Source organism: Pseudolactococcus reticulitermitis (assembly GCF_002260845.1).
GTDB classification, from domain to species: Bacteria; Bacillota; Bacilli; order Lactobacillales; family Streptococcaceae; genus Pseudolactococcus; species Pseudolactococcus reticulitermitis.
Genome location: NZ_BEDT01000001.1, coordinates 619,093 through 634,857, shown reverse-complemented (window position 1 = coordinate 634,857; position 15,765 = coordinate 619,093). Strand labels below are relative to the sequence as shown.

The 15,765-nt window shown below is 42.7% G+C and carries 17 protein-coding genes; 16 read left to right on the top strand and 1 reads right to left on the bottom strand.

Annotation, left to right across the window (positions count from 1 at the left end; all coding sequences use genetic code 11):
* Positions 1–15: 15 nt before the first annotated feature.
* From RsY01_RS03040 to RsY01_RS02965, 16 genes are all read left to right on the top strand, one after another.
* Entirely contained in the window at positions 16–528 is a 513-nt protein-coding gene (locus tag RsY01_RS03040; protein WP_094784081.1) for an NYN domain-containing protein, read from the top strand.
* A 49-nt stretch (positions 529–577) separates the two neighbouring features.
* A complete protein-coding gene (locus RsY01_RS03035; protein WP_094784080.1) occupies positions 578–1,447 on the top strand; it encodes a DegV family protein in 870 nt (289 codons plus the stop codon).
* Between the two features lie 162 nt (positions 1,448–1,609).
* Positions 1,610–2,980 (top strand): cell division protein FtsA, encoded by a 1,371-nt coding sequence (gene ftsA, locus RsY01_RS03030; protein WP_094784079.1) that lies wholly within the window; start codon positions 1,610–1,612, stop codon positions 2,978–2,980.
* 135 nt (positions 2,981–3,115) lie between these two features.
* Entirely contained in the window at positions 3,116–4,381 is a 1,266-nt protein-coding gene (gene ftsZ, locus RsY01_RS03025) for a cell division protein FtsZ (protein WP_094784078.1), read from the top strand.
* Between the two features lie 3 nt (positions 4,382–4,384).
* Positions 4,385–5,047 (top strand): YggS family pyridoxal phosphate-dependent enzyme, encoded by a 663-nt coding sequence (locus RsY01_RS03020; RefSeq protein ID WP_094784077.1) that lies wholly within the window; start codon positions 4,385–4,387, stop codon positions 5,045–5,047.
* 49 nt (positions 5,048–5,096) lie between these two features.
* Positions 5,097–5,645, top strand: coding sequence for a cell division protein SepF (locus RsY01_RS03015; protein WP_094784076.1), 549 nt, complete (start codon positions 5,097–5,099; stop codon positions 5,643–5,645).
* The gene (locus tag RsY01_RS03010; RefSeq protein ID WP_094784075.1) at positions 5,645–5,890 is read left to right on the top strand and encodes a YggT family protein; all 246 of its coding nucleotides are present in this window, start codon (positions 5,645–5,647) and stop codon (positions 5,888–5,890) included. Before RsY01_RS03015 ends, RsY01_RS03010 begins: the two co-directional genes overlap by 1 nt.
* The gene (locus tag RsY01_RS03005; protein ID WP_094784074.1) at positions 5,890–6,687 is read left to right on the top strand and encodes a YlmH family RNA-binding protein; all 798 of its coding nucleotides are present in this window, start codon (positions 5,890–5,892) and stop codon (positions 6,685–6,687) included. Before RsY01_RS03010 ends, RsY01_RS03005 begins: the two co-directional genes overlap by 1 nt.
* A gap of 29 nt (positions 6,688–6,716) precedes the next feature.
* Positions 6,717–7,439, top strand: coding sequence for a DivIVA domain-containing protein (locus RsY01_RS03000; RefSeq protein ID WP_094784073.1), 723 nt, complete (start codon positions 6,717–6,719; stop codon positions 7,437–7,439).
* A gap of 514 nt (positions 7,440–7,953) precedes the next feature.
* Positions 7,954–10,752 (top strand): isoleucine--tRNA ligase, encoded by a 2,799-nt coding sequence (gene ileS / locus RsY01_RS02995; protein ID WP_094784072.1) that lies wholly within the window; start codon positions 7,954–7,956, stop codon positions 10,750–10,752.
* A 163-nt stretch (positions 10,753–10,915) separates the two neighbouring features.
* Complete coding sequence (locus tag RsY01_RS02990; protein WP_157905771.1) at positions 10,916–12,154, top strand: DUF4097 family beta strand repeat-containing protein; 1,239 nt, start codon at positions 10,916–10,918, stop codon at positions 12,152–12,154.
* A complete protein-coding gene (locus RsY01_RS02985) occupies positions 12,147–12,473 on the top strand; it encodes a PspC domain-containing protein (RefSeq protein ID WP_094784070.1) in 327 nt (108 codons plus the stop codon). The genes RsY01_RS02990 and RsY01_RS02985 overlap by 8 nt, the downstream gene beginning before the upstream one ends.
* Positions 12,474–12,639: 166 nt before the next feature.
* Positions 12,640–13,563: an HPr(Ser) kinase/phosphatase gene (gene hprK / locus RsY01_RS02980; protein WP_094784069.1), complete on the top strand. Its 924-nt coding sequence runs from the start codon at positions 12,640–12,642 to the stop codon at positions 13,561–13,563.
* 1 nt (position 13,564) lies between these two features.
* Entirely contained in the window at positions 13,565–14,362 is a 798-nt protein-coding gene (gene lgt, locus RsY01_RS02975) for a prolipoprotein diacylglyceryl transferase (RefSeq protein ID WP_094784068.1), read from the top strand.
* Positions 14,363–14,478: 116 nt separating this feature from the next.
* A complete protein-coding gene (locus tag RsY01_RS02970; RefSeq protein WP_094784067.1) occupies positions 14,479–14,877 on the top strand; it encodes a DUF948 domain-containing protein in 399 nt (132 codons plus the stop codon).
* Positions 14,878–14,949: 72 nt separating this feature from the next.
* Positions 14,950–15,519 carry a YtxH domain-containing protein gene (locus tag RsY01_RS02965; RefSeq protein ID WP_094784066.1) on the top strand — a complete coding sequence of 190 codons (570 nt, stop codon included), beginning with the start codon at positions 14,950–14,952 and terminating at the stop codon, positions 15,517–15,519.
* Between the two features lie 59 nt (positions 15,520–15,578).
* Here RsY01_RS02965 and RsY01_RS02960 read toward each other — a convergent pair whose 3' ends face one another.
* The gene (locus tag RsY01_RS02960; protein ID WP_094784065.1) at positions 15,579–15,746 is read right to left on the bottom strand and encodes a DUF3042 family protein; all 168 of its coding nucleotides are present in this window, start codon (positions 15,744–15,746) and stop codon (positions 15,579–15,581) included.
* Positions 15,747–15,765 lie beyond the last annotated feature (19 nt).

Here is a 15,765-nt window from a genome sequence, read left to right as displayed (position 1 = left end):
TAAAGGCGGACAGCTATGAAAAAACAACTGTTAATTGTTGACGGCTATAACATGATTGGCGCTTGGCAAGAGACCCATCAGCTTTTTCAAAACAATGATTTGGAACAAGCGCGAGATTTGTTGCTTAAAAAATTGTCAGATTATGCCGGCTTTGAGGGATTGGAAATCATCTGCGTTTTTGATGCCCAGTTTGTCCCAGGTGTGACGAGTAAGTTTCAAGTGCATAATGTGCTTGTGATTTTTACCAAAGAAGATGAAACAGCAGACAGTTATATCGAAAAGTTGGCTGGTAAATGTACTAACGCCCTCACAACCGTCTATGTCGCAACCAGTGATTTGGCGGAACAATGGGTGATTTTTTCACAAGGTGCGATGCGGATTCCGGCACGTGAATTGGAAGAACGGGTTAATCTCAGGAAACAAGATTTAACACGGCATACCACGACAATGACAACACAAAAGCCACGTACTTCTTGGGCGGATGCTCAGTTAGATGAGCTCAAAAAATTAATGTTTGAAATTGAGTGACAAAAGATGCGGAGATAACGCATAGATACTAAACGAAATTGGAGTGACCATGACTTATAAAATCATCACAGATTCGACGACAGATTTATCGGATGCTTATATTGCAGCACATGATGTTGCGATGCTAGGCTTGACCGTAACCTTAGATGAGACAACCTATCAGACTGTGGGTCGAGACCGCCTCACGAGCGATGTTTTATTAGCAAAAATGGCGGTAGGTGCCAAGCCTGTCACCTCACAGATTAATGTTGGCCAATTTTCAGAGCTTTTTAGTGCCATTGTCAAATCAGGCAAGGCTGTCCTTTACCTAGGTTTTTCATCTGGCTTGTCAGGGACTTACCAAAGTGCTGAAATGGCGAAGCAACTGGTCTTGGATGAACTGCCTGAAGCTCGTATTACGACACTTGATACTTTAGCTGCGGCTTCAGGTGAAGGTTACCTCGTCAAGGAAGCGGTTAAACTGCGAGATGCTGGTGCAACTTTAGCAGAAGTCGTGACAACCCTTGAAGATTTGATCCCTCGCTTGCGGAGTTGGGTCATGGCAGATGATTTATATCACTTGGCGCGTGGAGGCAGAATTTCTAAAACGGCAGCAACTGTTGGGACTTTAGTCAATATCAAACCGATCATTGATGTGGACCCTGCAGGAAAATTGCGGCAGGTGGGTAAAATTCGGGGCAAAAAAAAGGCCTTGAAAACATTGGTGGCCAATACCTTGACTGATCTTGACCCTGCTTACCCGCATGTCATGATTGGCTACTCTGGTGCCATGGATGTTGCAGAAGAAGTGAAAGCGGATTTATTACAATCAAAGTTGATCACAGAAGTGACGCTAACACCACTAGGGCCAACGATTGCCACGCATACAGGGACAGGGACAATTGCGATATTTTCAATCGGTCAAACCCAACGGCTCTAAAAGAATAGTGTTAATTGACGAAAATCACAGCAAATATCTTGTTTTGCTGTGATTTTGTGTTAAAATAAAAAAGAGTGTTTATGCCGATAATCGGAAAATAGGCAACTTTTTACATAATTAAATTTTAAAAATGATGAATGGATAATGGAAGGAGTCACTTTAATGGCCAAAAGTGGACTTTATACGGGATTGGATATTGGAACGAGCACGATCAAAGTGCTGGTAGCTGAATACGTCTCTGGTGAAATGAACATAATCGGCGTCGGGAACGCAAAATCCGACGGCTTGAAAAACGGTACAATTGTTGACATTGAAAAAGTAGCTCAAGCGATTCGCAAAGCAGTCAATGCAGCAGAAGAGCGCGCAGGCATCCAAATTACAGGGTTAAATGTTGCCGTGCCAGCCAATCGACTTGAAGTTGATGCTTGTCAGGGCATGGTGACGATTAATAGCGAATCGAAAGAAGTCGTTGAAAGCGACATCAGTCAAGTCGTTGCGAGCGCTCTGATGCGTGGTATGATGCCAGAACGAGAAATCATCGCTGTCGAACCAAAAGAGTTCACAGTCGACGGTTTTTCTGGTATTTCAGACCCACGTGGCATGTTTGGGGTCCGACTTGAAATGAAAGGCCTAGTCTACACAGGTCCTAAAACATTGGTCCACAACATTCGCCGTGCAGTTGAACGGGCAGGACTCAAGGTTGACAATATCGTGATTGCACCGCTTGCCTTAGCACACCATGTATTAAATGAAGGTGAACGTGAGTTTGGGACTGTTGTCATCGACTTGGGTGCTGGTCAAACAACCGTTATTGCTGTTCGTGACCAAGAATTGCAGTTTGCACACATTATTCCTGAAGGTGGCGACTACATTACAAAAGATATTTCAACGGTTTTAAACACATCGTTGGACCAAGCTAATAATTTAAAACTGAATTACGGGGAAGCCTCTACAGAACGCGCTAGCAAGGAAGAAAAATTCCCTGTGGATGTCGTTGGGCACACAGAACCGGTTGAAATTACAGAGTTTTATCTCTCACAAGTCATTGAAGCACGCTTAACGCAGATTTTTTCACGTGTTCGTCAAGATTTGGAGCGCTCACGTGGCCTTGAATTGCCAGGCGGGATTGTCTTGCTAGGTGGCGCTGCGGCGATGCCAGGTGTGACAGAATTAGCAACGAAAATTATCGGTGCCAATGTTCGCTTGTATGTGCCAAATGAAATGGGACTTCGCAATCCAACTTTCGCACAAGTGATCTCAGTTGTGGATTATGTGGGTAGCCGTTCTGATATCGAAGTTTTAGTGACAGAAGCAGCAGCAGGCAACGCCATTTTTTCAGAACCGATTACTGAGACGTATCGTGAACCTGCCGTTGCAACTTTCACGGATAATGTCTACACGCAAGCAACTGACGAGATGACTTATGTGGCACCTACGCCACAGGTACAACCGAATGCACCTGTTCAAGACACAGATCCTAAAGAGGGTCTTGTGGATAAGGTTCGCAATATGTTTGGTAGTATGTTTGATTAAGTCGTATACAATAAGCACGTTTCAAAACTTTCTATTATGAGCGCCACACCAAGGTTCTGATTGGGAAGTCTTGAACGAGAAAGCTTAATTTTATGACTCGTTACGGTAAAAAATGGATTTGGAGAGAAAATAACGATGGAATTTTCATTTGACGAAGCGCTGACGCAAGGCGCGATTATAAAAGTTATCGGTGTCGGTGGTGCGGGTGGCAATGCCATCAACCGCATGGTTGAAGAAGGTGTTTCAGGCGTTGAATTCATCGCAGCAAACACAGATGTTCAAGCGCTCAGTGCCTCAAAAGCGGATACAGTCATTCAGCTTGGACCAAAATTAACACGTGGTTTGGGCGCAGGTTCAAAACCAGAAGTTGGTCAAAAAGCAGCAGAAGAGTCAGCTGAAACCATCCAACACGCATTGGAAGGCGCTGATATGGTCTTCATCACTGCTGGTATGGGTGGCGGTACAGGTACCGGAGCTGCCCCAGTCATTGCACAAATTTCTCGCGATTTGGGTGCTTTGACAGTTGGTGTGGTCACACGTCCATTTGGCTTTGAAGGCTCCAAACGTGGTTACTTTGCTTCAGAAGGGATTGAATTGCTCAAAGCCTCTGTTGATACTTTGTTGATTATTTCAAACAATAACTTGCTTGAAATTGTTGACAAGAAAACACCTTTGAAAGAAGCTTTGCAAGAAGCTGATAATGTGTTACGCCAAGGCGTGCAAGGTGTGACGGATTTGATTACAAATCCAGGCATGATTAACCTTGACTTTGCAGATGTAAAAACAGTCATGGCAAACAAAGGGGATGCCTTGATGGGGATCGGGACTGCCTCTGGTGAAGACCGTGTTATCGAAGCAACACGTAAAGCCATTTATTCACCCTTGCTTGAAACAACCATCGAAGGCGCTGAAAATGTCCTGCTCAATGTGACAGGTGGTATGGATATGAGCTTGACTGAAGCACAAGATGCGTCAGAATTGGTCATCCAAGCAGCTGGCAATGATGTCAATATTCTTTTAGGAACATCTATTGATGACACGCTTAAAGATGAAATCCGTGTGACAGTTGTTGCGACTGGTGTGTCAGAAGAAGATTTGCAACAAGCGGCAACACGTCAAACACAAACAACAGCACCAGTTGCTGAACAACCACGTCGTCGTGTTTTAGGGTCATCAAATCTTGATTTGTCAAATAATCACTTTGCACCACGTCAAAAAACATCAGCACCTGAAAGCTCAGCACCTGAATCAGCGTTTGGTAACTGGGATATTCGCAAAGAAAACACCGTTCGCCAAACACCGTCAGAATCAACAAGTGCAACTGGTGTCAGCAGCTTTGGTGGTGCAACTGCGTCATCAAATGATGACGATCTTGATATGCCACCATTTTTGAAACGTTAAGCGATGACAATTTCTGAAAATGTTGCAAGCGTTTTGGCACAGGTTGCTGACGCTGAAACGCAAACAGGGCACAAAACAACTGTGATTGGTGTGACCAAATATGTCGAGGCCGATCAGGCTAGGGCCTTGGTTGCAGCTGGTATCACCCATATCGCTGAAAATCGGACAGAACTTTTTCTAGATAAACAGAAGAAACTGTCTGATTTGCCAATTACCTGGCATTTAATCGGGACGTTACAACGTCGCAAGGTCAAAGATGTCATTAATCGAGTGGATTATTTCCATGCGCTTGACTCAATTAAGTTGGCGCAGGAAATTGATAAGCGTGCTAATCACGTCATCAAGTGTTTTCTACAGGTCAATGTTTCCGGAGAAGCGAGTAAACATGGCTTTTCTCCAGATGACTTAGCAGACGTTCTGCCAATCATTGCTAACTTATCACAAGTTGAAATTGTTGGCTTGATGACAATGGCACCGATTGATGCGAGTGAAGCAGAATTGGTTGAAATCTTTGACAAAACCAAGCGCTTGCAACTGGAAATTGCCAGTCAAGGCTTGCCGCATATTCTCTGCACAGAACTATCAATGGGGATGAGCCAAGATTATCAACAAGCCATTTTGCATGGTGCAACGTTTGTCAGAATTGGTAGTAAGTTTTTTAAATAAAGGACGCCTCTAAACGCTAGAGATGACTAAAATAAGTAGGTAGAAATTAATGGCTTTAAAAGATTACATTGAGAAAGCAAAAGATTATTTTAACTTAGGAGATGAGGAAGAGTCGGCACCTGTCGCGCGTCCTCAAGTGGTGACAAATCAAGCACCGACACAATCGCCCGCGCAACCCCGCCCACAAGTTGTGACCAATACGGCGCCTAAGCCAGAAATGAAATCAGAACGCAAGCAAAATCGTCAACCTGATATTGCTGCAAATCCAACCCGTCCCGCGTCGCAACAGCGTCCGATTTCAGCTGGGATTGTTCCAACCATTGCCATCAAAGAACCAGCTGCTTATGATCAAATCATGGAATCAGCACGTGTGATTCGAAATGGCGAGAGTGTTTTGGTCAACTTTAAAAATATGGGCGACCAACAAGCCCGTCGGTCAATCGACTTTTTAACAGGTGTGGTCTTCACACTTGATGGCGACATTCAAAATGTCGGTGGGCAAATTTTCTTGCTCACACCAAATGGGATGACAGTGGATGCAGAAAAAGAATTGAGCATTCTTGCAGGCCGTAACTTTGAAGGTTTGGATACGTACTAATGATTATATACTTTTTGTATCGCCTCATCACGATTTACGAGTGGGTTTTGATTGTCTATGCCCTGTTGAGTTGGGCACCTGATCTACGAAATAGTCAAATCGGCAGAATCATCGGACAAATTTCACGTCCGTTTTTGTCTATTTTTGACCGTTTACCCCTTCAATTTGCCGGACTCGACTTTACAATTGCCGTTGCCGTTATCGCCCTGAACTGTATCCAACGCTTGTTGCTGATGATGTTCTGATGACCCAAGCGATTTACCAACATTTTCGACCGAGTGAGCGTGCTTTTATTGATAAAGTCTCTGACTGGCTTGCGAGCGTAATTGACAGTTATAGCTTGGTCACCACAGATTTTTTAAATCCGAGACAAGTCTTTATTTTGACGACTTTGGTACAGGGGCAACATGGGGCTGATATTCAGATATTTACCAGCTCAGCTATCGCTGAGACGGAGTATCTGAAGGTGATTTTAGCACCCAGCTACTATCAACTGGAGGTCGCTGATTTTGAGTTAGCTTGTTTACAGATTGACTTTGCTAGTAAGTTTGTGACGCTGAAACATTCGCAAATTTTGGGCACTTTGTTAGGTGAAACGGGACTTGACCGCTCAAAAATTGGCGATATTGTGGTTCATGATCGCTTTGCTCAAGTGCTTATAGATGCCAAATTGGTCTCGCTGATTACGGATAATGTCCATAAGATTGCGCGCAGCGGTGTTAAAATTCGAGAAATTGATGTGCTACAATTTGTGCCAACAGTTGAACAAGCCGTCACAAAAAACATTACCTTATCAAGTTTAAGACTGGATAAGACAATCGCAGCTGTCTTCAATATGTCTCGCAATTTAGCTCAAAATTTGATACAATCAAGTAAAGCCAAGGTCAATTATACGGAAAATTTACGAAATGACTTTGAGTTGGTAAACGGTGATTTGGTCAGTATTCGCGGCCTTGGTCGTATCAAAATTGTGCAAACACTCGGTCTTACCAAAAAAGATAAGATGAGAGTTGAAGTTCAGGTCATCTCAACCAAAAGATAAGTAAAAAATGATAATAGGAGGTAGCACCTATGACTTTAAATAGTTTAGATGTTCAAAATAAGACGTTTCCAACTAAGATGCGTGGCTACAACAAAGCTGACGTTGATGATTTTCTTGATTTAGTCATTCGTGACTATGATACATTTGCTGAAAAGATGAAAGATCAAGAACGTGAATTGAAAAGTTTGCGTGAACGTGTCGAGTATTTTGAAGGCATGAAAGAATCATTGAACAAGTCAATCGTTGTGGCGCAAAGTGCTGCCGATAACTTGAAAGAACAAGCCATCAACGAAGCTAACGGTGTGACTTCTGAAGCAGGCCAAAAAGCGCAATATATTTTGGAATCTGCTAAAAAAGAAGCTGGTGGCATTCTGAATTCTGCTTCAGACGACGCACGTCGTTTGGTTAAAGAAACTGATGAACTCAAACGCAAGATGCGCATTTACCATCAACGGATGACCTTAATGGTTGAAGCACAGCTTGAAGGTATTAAGTCTCATGAGTGGGAAGAAATTCTTAAACCGACATCAACCTACATTGGCGACGGTGAAGAGAAGTTAAAAGAAATTATCGAAACGCATGAAGGCAATACTGTTCAAATCAGTCACACAGTGAACCAAGTGTCAGAAATTCTTGACAATGAAGAAACTGTCGCAACGCCTGAAATAACAGAACCGAATGAATCAGTTGCATCTGTTACATCAACAGAGCCAACTGAAACAGAACAAGACACAACGAATTCTGAAATTTGAAAACAAGCACAGGTCAGTAACGAATATAACTAGCGAGCAAGAGATGGTGGAAGCCTTGCAATCCCTTCGTTATTGATGATCAACTTGTTGATATCTGATACTGGCTGAGCCATTTGGCGTGAAAGCTTTGTATCAGAGAAAAATAGCGTGGTCTACTTTATCAGACTTTTGAGGCTTGAGTCATCAAGTGAATGAGGGTGGTACCACGGCTTTTCGTCCCTTGCGGAAGGCCTTTTTTTGTCGTCATGACTTCCTTAGACTTCAGCTCACAACCCCAAGGTTGCGTCGCTTTGTCTACGTCGCCTTGACGATAAAAACTGGATGTCGCAAGGACTTCGTTAGATTTCAGTTTACACTCCCAAAGTTGCTGCGCTTTATCTTGACGCCAAAAAAATCTAGACTAATCTGTTAAGCCAGTTGATATCATTTGTAACCGAACCATTAATCTAAAATCAAAGAAAGTGAGGCGTTGAGTATCGACCGATAAACAATCACGGTCAGCTCATAACTGAATATGAAAATTAAAGATACCTTGAATCTAGGAAAAACAGCTTTTCCAATGCGTGCTGGTTTGCCTAACAAAGAACCTAAAATGCAAGAAGCGTGGGACGAAGCGAATCTTTATGCCTACCGTTTGAAAGAAAACGAAGGGAAACCGTCATTTGTCCTTCATGATGGTCCTCCCTATGCCAATGGGGATATCCATGTCGGCCACGCCATGAACAAAATTTCGAAAGACATCATCATCCGTTATAAAAATATGGCGGGATTCCGGGCGCCTTACGTACCGGGTTGGGACACACATGGTCTACCTATTGAGCAAGTGTTGACGAAAAAGGGTGTGAAACGTAAGGAACTTGACCGTGCGGAATATCTCCGAATGTGTCGCGATTATGCTTTAACGCAAGTTGACTTGCAACGTAAAGGTTTCAAATCTTTAGGTGTCTTAGGTGATTGGGAAAATCCTTATGTGACCTTACAGCCTGAATTTGAAGCGGCGCAAATCCGCGTTTTCGGTCAAATGTCTGAAAATGGCTATATCTACAAAGGTGCAAAACCAATCTACTGGTCACCATCATCTGAAAGTTCACTGGCTGAGGCTGAAATCGAGTACCAAGATGTGCGTTCGGCGTCTATCTACGTGGCCTTTAAAGCAACAGATACCAAAGGTCTTTTACCAGAAGACACAGAATTTGTCATCTGGACGACAACACCTTGGACAATTCCGTCTAACTTGGGGATTTTTGCGCATCCAGACTATGATTATGTCTTAGTCGCAGTCAATGACCGCAAATTTGTCATCGCATCAGAATTGCTCAACACAGTTGCTGAAAAATTAGAGTGGACAGATTACCAAGTCCTTCAAACCATCAAAGGGTCAGACCTTGACGGCATGGTGGCAAAACATCCCTTCTATGACCGTGATACCTTAGTCATGAACGCAGAATATGTCACCCTTGAGTCAGGTACAGGACTTGTCCATGTCGCACCAGGTCATGGTGAAGACGACTATTTCTTCAGCCGTAAATACAAACTCGGTGTCCTCTCGCCAATTGATGACCGTGGTTACTACACAGATGAAGCACCAGGACTTGAAGGACTTTTCTACGATGAGGGCAATAAAAAAGTCACAGAGTGGCTAGAAGCAAACCATGCGCTACTCAAACTTGAATTCTTCACCCACAGCTATCCACACGACTGGCGGACGAAAAAACCAGTCATCTTCCGTGCCACGCCACAATGGTTTGCCTCTATTGACAAATTCCGCGACAACATCCTGAGCGAAGTTGAAAATGTTGATTGGATTGTACCATGGGGCAAAACGCGTCTCTATAACATGATTCGCGACCGTGGCGACTGGGTCATCAGCCGTCAGCGTGCTTGGGGCGTGCCGTTACCGATTTTCTACGCCGAAGACGGCACAGCCATTATCACGCCAGAAACGATCGAACACATCGCCCAGCTTTTCGCTGAAAATGGGTCGATTATTTGGTGGGAACGTGATGCGAAAGACCTATTGCCAGAAGGTTTTACACACCCAGGCTCGCCAAATGGTGAATTCACCAAAGAAACGGACATCATGGACGTTTGGTTTGACTCAGGTTCATCATGGAATGGTGTGTTAAATCAACGTGAAGAGCTGACATATCCAGCAGACCTCTACCTCGAAGGGTCTGATCAATATCGTGGCTGGTTCAACTCATCGATCACAACCTCTGTTGCGGTCAATGGGATTGCCCCATACAAAGCGGTCTTGTCACAAGGTTTCGTCCAAGATGCGAAAGGCCGTAAATTCTCTAAATCGTTGGGCAATGGGATTGCACCAAAAGATGTGACCAAACAGTACGGTGCCGACATTCTTCGTCTTTGGGTCGCAAGTGTCGATAATACCTCTGACGTTCGTGTCTCAATGGATTTGATTGGTCAAACATCAGAAGCCTACCGTAAAATCAGAAACACCCTGCGGTTCTTGATTGCCAACACATCAGACTTTGATAAGACACAAGATGCGGTGGCGTTCGAAGACTTGAAAGGCTCTGACAAATACTTATTGGTGCGTTTGAACCAAGTCGTCCAAGCAGTTCGTGACGCCTATGATCGTTACAACTTCATGGAAGTTTATCGGACAATCTTTAACTTCTTGACCAATGATTTGTCAGCTTTCTACCTTGATTTTGCTAAAGACATTGTCTATATCGAAACAGAAAAATCAACGGATCGCCGACGGATGCAAACGGTGATGTATGAGATTTTAGTCAAATTGACAAAATTATTGGTGCCAATCGTCCCACATACAGCTGAAGAAATTTGGACTTACCTTGAACAAGAAGCGGAAGCCTACGCTTACTTGACTGAGATGCCATCTGCTGACCTTATATCAGATGAAACTGAGCTACTCGATTTCTGGTCAGCATTCCTGGAATTCCGTACGGGCGTGCATAAGGCTTTGGAAATGGCGCGTGATGAGAAAGTCATCGGTAAATCTTTAGAAGCCAGTGTGATGGTTTACCCAGATGAAGCGACCAAAGTGCTCTTAGCCAGCGTCGCTGAAACTGAAGATGTGGCAACGCTCCTCATCGTTTCAGAATTAATCGTCTCTGATCAAGCCGCGCCAGAAGCTGCTGTGAAAGTGGGAGATATGGCGATTATTGTTAATCATGCGGTCGGTGGTGTTTGTCAACGTTGTCGTCGAATTGACGAATCAGTTGGTACAAATAGCAATGCACATTTAGTTGAACTGTGTGAACACTGTGCCAGCATTGTTGCCTTAGAATTTCCTGAAGTAGCAACTGCCGGTTTTGAAGAAAAATAATGCTTTAATCAAAAGAAATCAGACTTTCGCCTGATTTCTTTTTGATTTGAAAGTGGGATAATGAAGGTGTAGATAAGTGTATCTACTAACCTAATTTAAATATTGAAATATCGCAATGGGTGAAATTGCGACAACTGAACAACTTACAAGAAAGTGTGACGACATGAATAATCAAAAAGAAAGAATTATGGATTTGATGCGTAAGGGCATCATTACCGAAAGCGAAGCCATTGAATTGCTTGAAAAAGCTGGTCTAAATCAAGAGACAGGAGCTAGCGATGAGACGACGCAACAAACAGATAAAGAGGGATATCAAACAGATTCATCAGAAGCGGTGAAACAGTTTGTCAACCAAGCTGGATCAGTCATCAAAAGTCTTTTCCAATCGGCTAAAAAATCAGTCGACAATAATGTTGACTTCAGTAATGGTTTCCCAAGCCTGAAATATGGGACAAAAAAAGAGACTCAAACCTTTGACGGTGTCATTAAAGGCATCTCAGTCACAGCAACTTCTGGCGATGTAACAGTTGTCACGAAAGACATTGACAAAACGATTGTCGAAACGACTTATAAAGTTTATGGTGGTGTGGTAGAAGAAACACTGGACGAGTTTATCCGTGACAATGTTGTCCTCGAACTTGATCAGGGTGAGCTAGTTGTGAATGTGAAAAGTAAACGCATTGTCATTGAAATGACGATTATGCTTGCGGCTAGCCAGATTCAAGATGCTAAATTTGATGTGGTCAATGGTATCGTAAACATCGAAAATCTGATTGCTGAAGACTTGAACGTTAAAAAAGTGAATGGTGATTTGATTGTTAAAGACGGTACATTTAAAACGGTTGCTGTGAAAGCAGTCAACGGTGAGGTTAGAGTTGTAGCAGACTTTGAAACAGCGGACGTTTCCAATGTTAATGGTGAAATTGTCGTGACAGCTACTGGGATTAATGCCGAAAATCTTAAAGTGAAAAATGTTAATGGCGATGTCAAAATTTCAGTCCCTCAAAATATTGGTGTCGTTGGCTATCTCAAAACAACATTTGGCAAATATAGAACACGGATTGCCCTTGATAATCCACTAGAAATCACGAAAAATGGTGCAGCACTGATTAGAACGGCGACGAATAGTTTGACGTTGGATATTGCGACGAATACAGGTAGTATTTGGTTGAAAGACGGCGAAGTAGCAAGTCAAGAAACGACAGCACCAGTTCAAGCTGAGGCAACGGAAACAGTAGAACAAGCCTTTGAACAAACTGAACAAACAAATCAAACTGAGCAACCTGAAACGGTCGAAAAAGCAGAACCAACAGTTGTCCCAGAAGTAGACAACTCAAAGTTTGAGACGATTTCAGAACAAAAAACAGACGATGAAAGCGAGGTGAACCAGAGCCATGAGTAAACAACTAACAAAATCAAGAACCAATAAAAAAATCTCCGGTGTGATCGGTGGTATTGGTGAGTATTTTGGTTGGAGTGATGATGTGATTACCATTATTCGGATTGTCTACGCTGTCCTAGCCTTGACAAGTTTCGGCTCTCTCTTGGTCATCTATATCATTGCAGCAGTTGTCATGCCACAACCAACTCGAAATGACTGGCAAAATAAACAGGATTTTTCAGGATTTTCACAATGGCCAGGCGACAAACCAACACAATCTAAAAAAATGAAAGATGTGACACCTTTTGATGATGATGACGATGATTGGTCAAAATTCTAAAGGCGAACATATCATCAGAAATAACGTTTCATCTGCGGTCAGATGAAACGTTTTTTATAATTTTTGATATAATAAAAATAAGTCATGTTGATATTATCTGATCCATAAAAGGATGAGAGACGATTTACGAAAGACAGGATACTGAAGTTAGCTAAAAGGAGAGATGATGGTCATCACAGTTGCTGAATTACTTGAAAAAATTAAATTTGATGTGGTCTATACATCGGAGACGGCATTAAAAAAAGAAATTACGACCTCTGATGTGACCCGTCCGGGGTTAGAAATGACAGGTTACTTGGAGTACTATACGCCAGAACGCATTCAACTTTTTGGGATGAAAGAGTGGTCTTATGTTCAAAATGTCATCGGTGACAATCGCTATGATTTACTTAAAAATATCGTCACAGATGCAACGCCTGCGATTATTGTAGCAAGGGGATTACCTATTCCAGATGAAATGGTGAGTGTCGCTAAAAAACGCGACACGGTTCTCTTGCAATCAACAGAACCCACTAGCCGTCTTAATGGTGCCATTACAGCCTTTTTAGATGAAAAACTCTCAACACGGACAACGGTTCATGGCGTCCTCATGGATATTTTCGGTGTGGGTGTCCTCATTCAAGGGTCATCTGGTATCGGGAAATCTGAAACAGGTTTGGAATTGATTAAGCGGGGGCATCGTTTAGTGGCAGATGACCGCGTTGATGTTTACCAAAAAGATGAATTTACGGTTATGGGAGAACCTGCTGAAATTCTCCGTCATTTGATTGAACTGCGTGGCGTTGGGATTATTGATGTCATGAGCCTGTTTGGTGCTGGTGCAGTCATGGACAGCTCGAAAATTGATTTGACGGTTTATTTGGAAAAATATGAAAAAGGCAACACCTACGATCGGCTTGGCAATGGGGAAACGACGACGGAGTTTTCAGGTGTTTCTGTACCGCAGGTCAAAATTCCAGTGACGACTGGGCGAAATGTGTCAGTTATCATCGAAGCAGCGGTGATGAATTTCCGAGCAAAACAGATGGGCTTTGATGCCACCAAGATGTTCGAAGAACGTCTCTCTAATTTGATTGCGAAGAATTCATAAGATGAGCGCATTATTTTTAGCGATTAATCCAATCGCACTAAAACTTGGACCATTGGAAATTCGTTGGTATGCCTTATGTATTGTTGCGGGCGTTGTGCTGGCTGTTTGGCTGGCGATGAAAGAAGCGCCGCGCAAAAAAATCAAGCCAGATGATATGTTAGATTTCATTTTGATTGCTTTTCCGATTGCGATTATTGGGGCGCGTCTCTATTATATCTTGTTTGATTTTGGCGCTTATCGTCAAAATCCAGCTGAAATTTTCGCCGTTTGGCATGGCGGTCTTGCCATTTATGGTGGTCTGATTGCGGGTGCAGTGACCCTCTTTATCTTTTCTTATTATAAGCTGATTGCGCCTCTTGATTTTCTAGATATTGCTGTGCCGGGAGTCCTAGTGGCACAAGCCATGGGGCGCTGGGGCAATTTCTTTAACCAAGAAGCGTTTGGTAAGGCGGTCAAATCTTTGGATTATCTGCCGAGTGTCATCAAAAATCAGATGTATATTGACAATAGCTACCGCACGCCAACATTTCTCTATGAATCCTCTTGGAATCTCGTCGGCTTTGCCCTCGTCATGTCCCTCCGCCATCGTCTCAAAGCTTTAAAATCGGGCGATGTCCTTGCTTTCTATCTGGTTTGGTACGGCTTAGGGCGCTTCGTGATTGAAGGGATGCGGACGGATAGCCTCATGCTAGGTCCCATCCGCGTCTCGCAGGCATTATCGCTCGTCCTCATCGTCCTTGGCATTATCCTCTTTTTAATTCATCACAAAGTGAGCAAATATTTCCTTAATAAGCCGTAATTTGCTATAATGCAACTATAGGTATTTTAAGCCTTGGCAATGGTAGCAGGTGAGCGAGATAGAGTTGCTCTTATGTCAAGGAAAGTAGAAAGTAACGCATTTAGAAAGAGGTAGGTATGGGAGATATGGCATTGATTATTATCGCAGTTGCTGTTGCAGTCTTGGTGCTCTTCTTGGTTGTTTTAATTACCAAGACTATGAAAACAGTTGATGAAGTCAACCGGACAATCGCCATCGTCACACAGGATACGGATATTTTGCTCAAGCAAGCAGACACCTTGATGGCGAAGACGAATACGTTGCTTGACGATGTGAACAGTAAAATCGTCACGATTGACCCGCTTTTCACAGCTGTTGCTGACTTATCTGAAAGTATTTCTAAGGTCAATCAATCTGGTAATGCTTTGGCGAAACGCTTTAAAGGTAAAGCGTCAAATGCTGGGAAAGCGACTGCTGTCGTTACCTTAGGACGTGGTGCTGGTAAATTCTTTAGTCGCAAAAAAAGTAAGGCCTAATACTAGACTAACCCAAAGTTTAATAGGATATGTTTAGAGTTTAAATAAATCATCATCTAAAGGAGAAAAATAATGGCTAAAAAAACTGGTTTTTTAGTAGGTGCAATTTTAGGAGCGTTGGCAGGAGCTGCAGCGGCTTTGGCGGCAGCACCAAAAGAAGGTAAGAAATTACGTCAAGACGTCAAAGATTTTTACCAAGATTATAAAGAAGATCCTAAAGCCAAATTGGATGACCTCAAAGAGACAGCAGTTAATTTTTATGATGAAAAATCTGGACAATTGGTTGAGTTTTCAACTGAGAAATACAATGATATCAGAGAAAAATTTGACAATGGGGACATCTCAGCTGAAAAAGCAAAAGATTTCCTAGTTGCTAAAAAAGAGGATATCAAAGCTAAAATTGATTCAGGCGAATTGTCAAAAGAAAAAGTTCTAGATTTCTTGGCATTGACAAAAGAAAAAATCGCTGATAAAGTCAACGATATTAAAAGTACAGTGCCAGAACAAGCCGAAGCAGCAGAAGATGACTTTGAACTGGAACTAGAACAAGAAGATTTGGTTAAAAAGGCAGATGAAATCTCTGCCAAAGCAGATCAATTAGTTTCAGAAGCCACAAGGCAAGAACCTGAGATTGCTGAATAAAAATAGTCAAAAAAAGAGCTGTCAAATTTTTGATAGCTCTTTTTGATAGATTGATATGATTAGTGTGACACGCGTTTACGTGCAGCTTTGCGGCGGTTTTCATTGATGAATGCTTCTTTTTTGAGTTCAGGGTCAATGATTGTTTTCTTGATTGTAAACATGCCAGCAGCAGTTGCAGCAATTGTGCCGATAACCCCAGTGATGATGCCTTTACCAAATTTATTCATATTAAAATCCTCCTCGGTA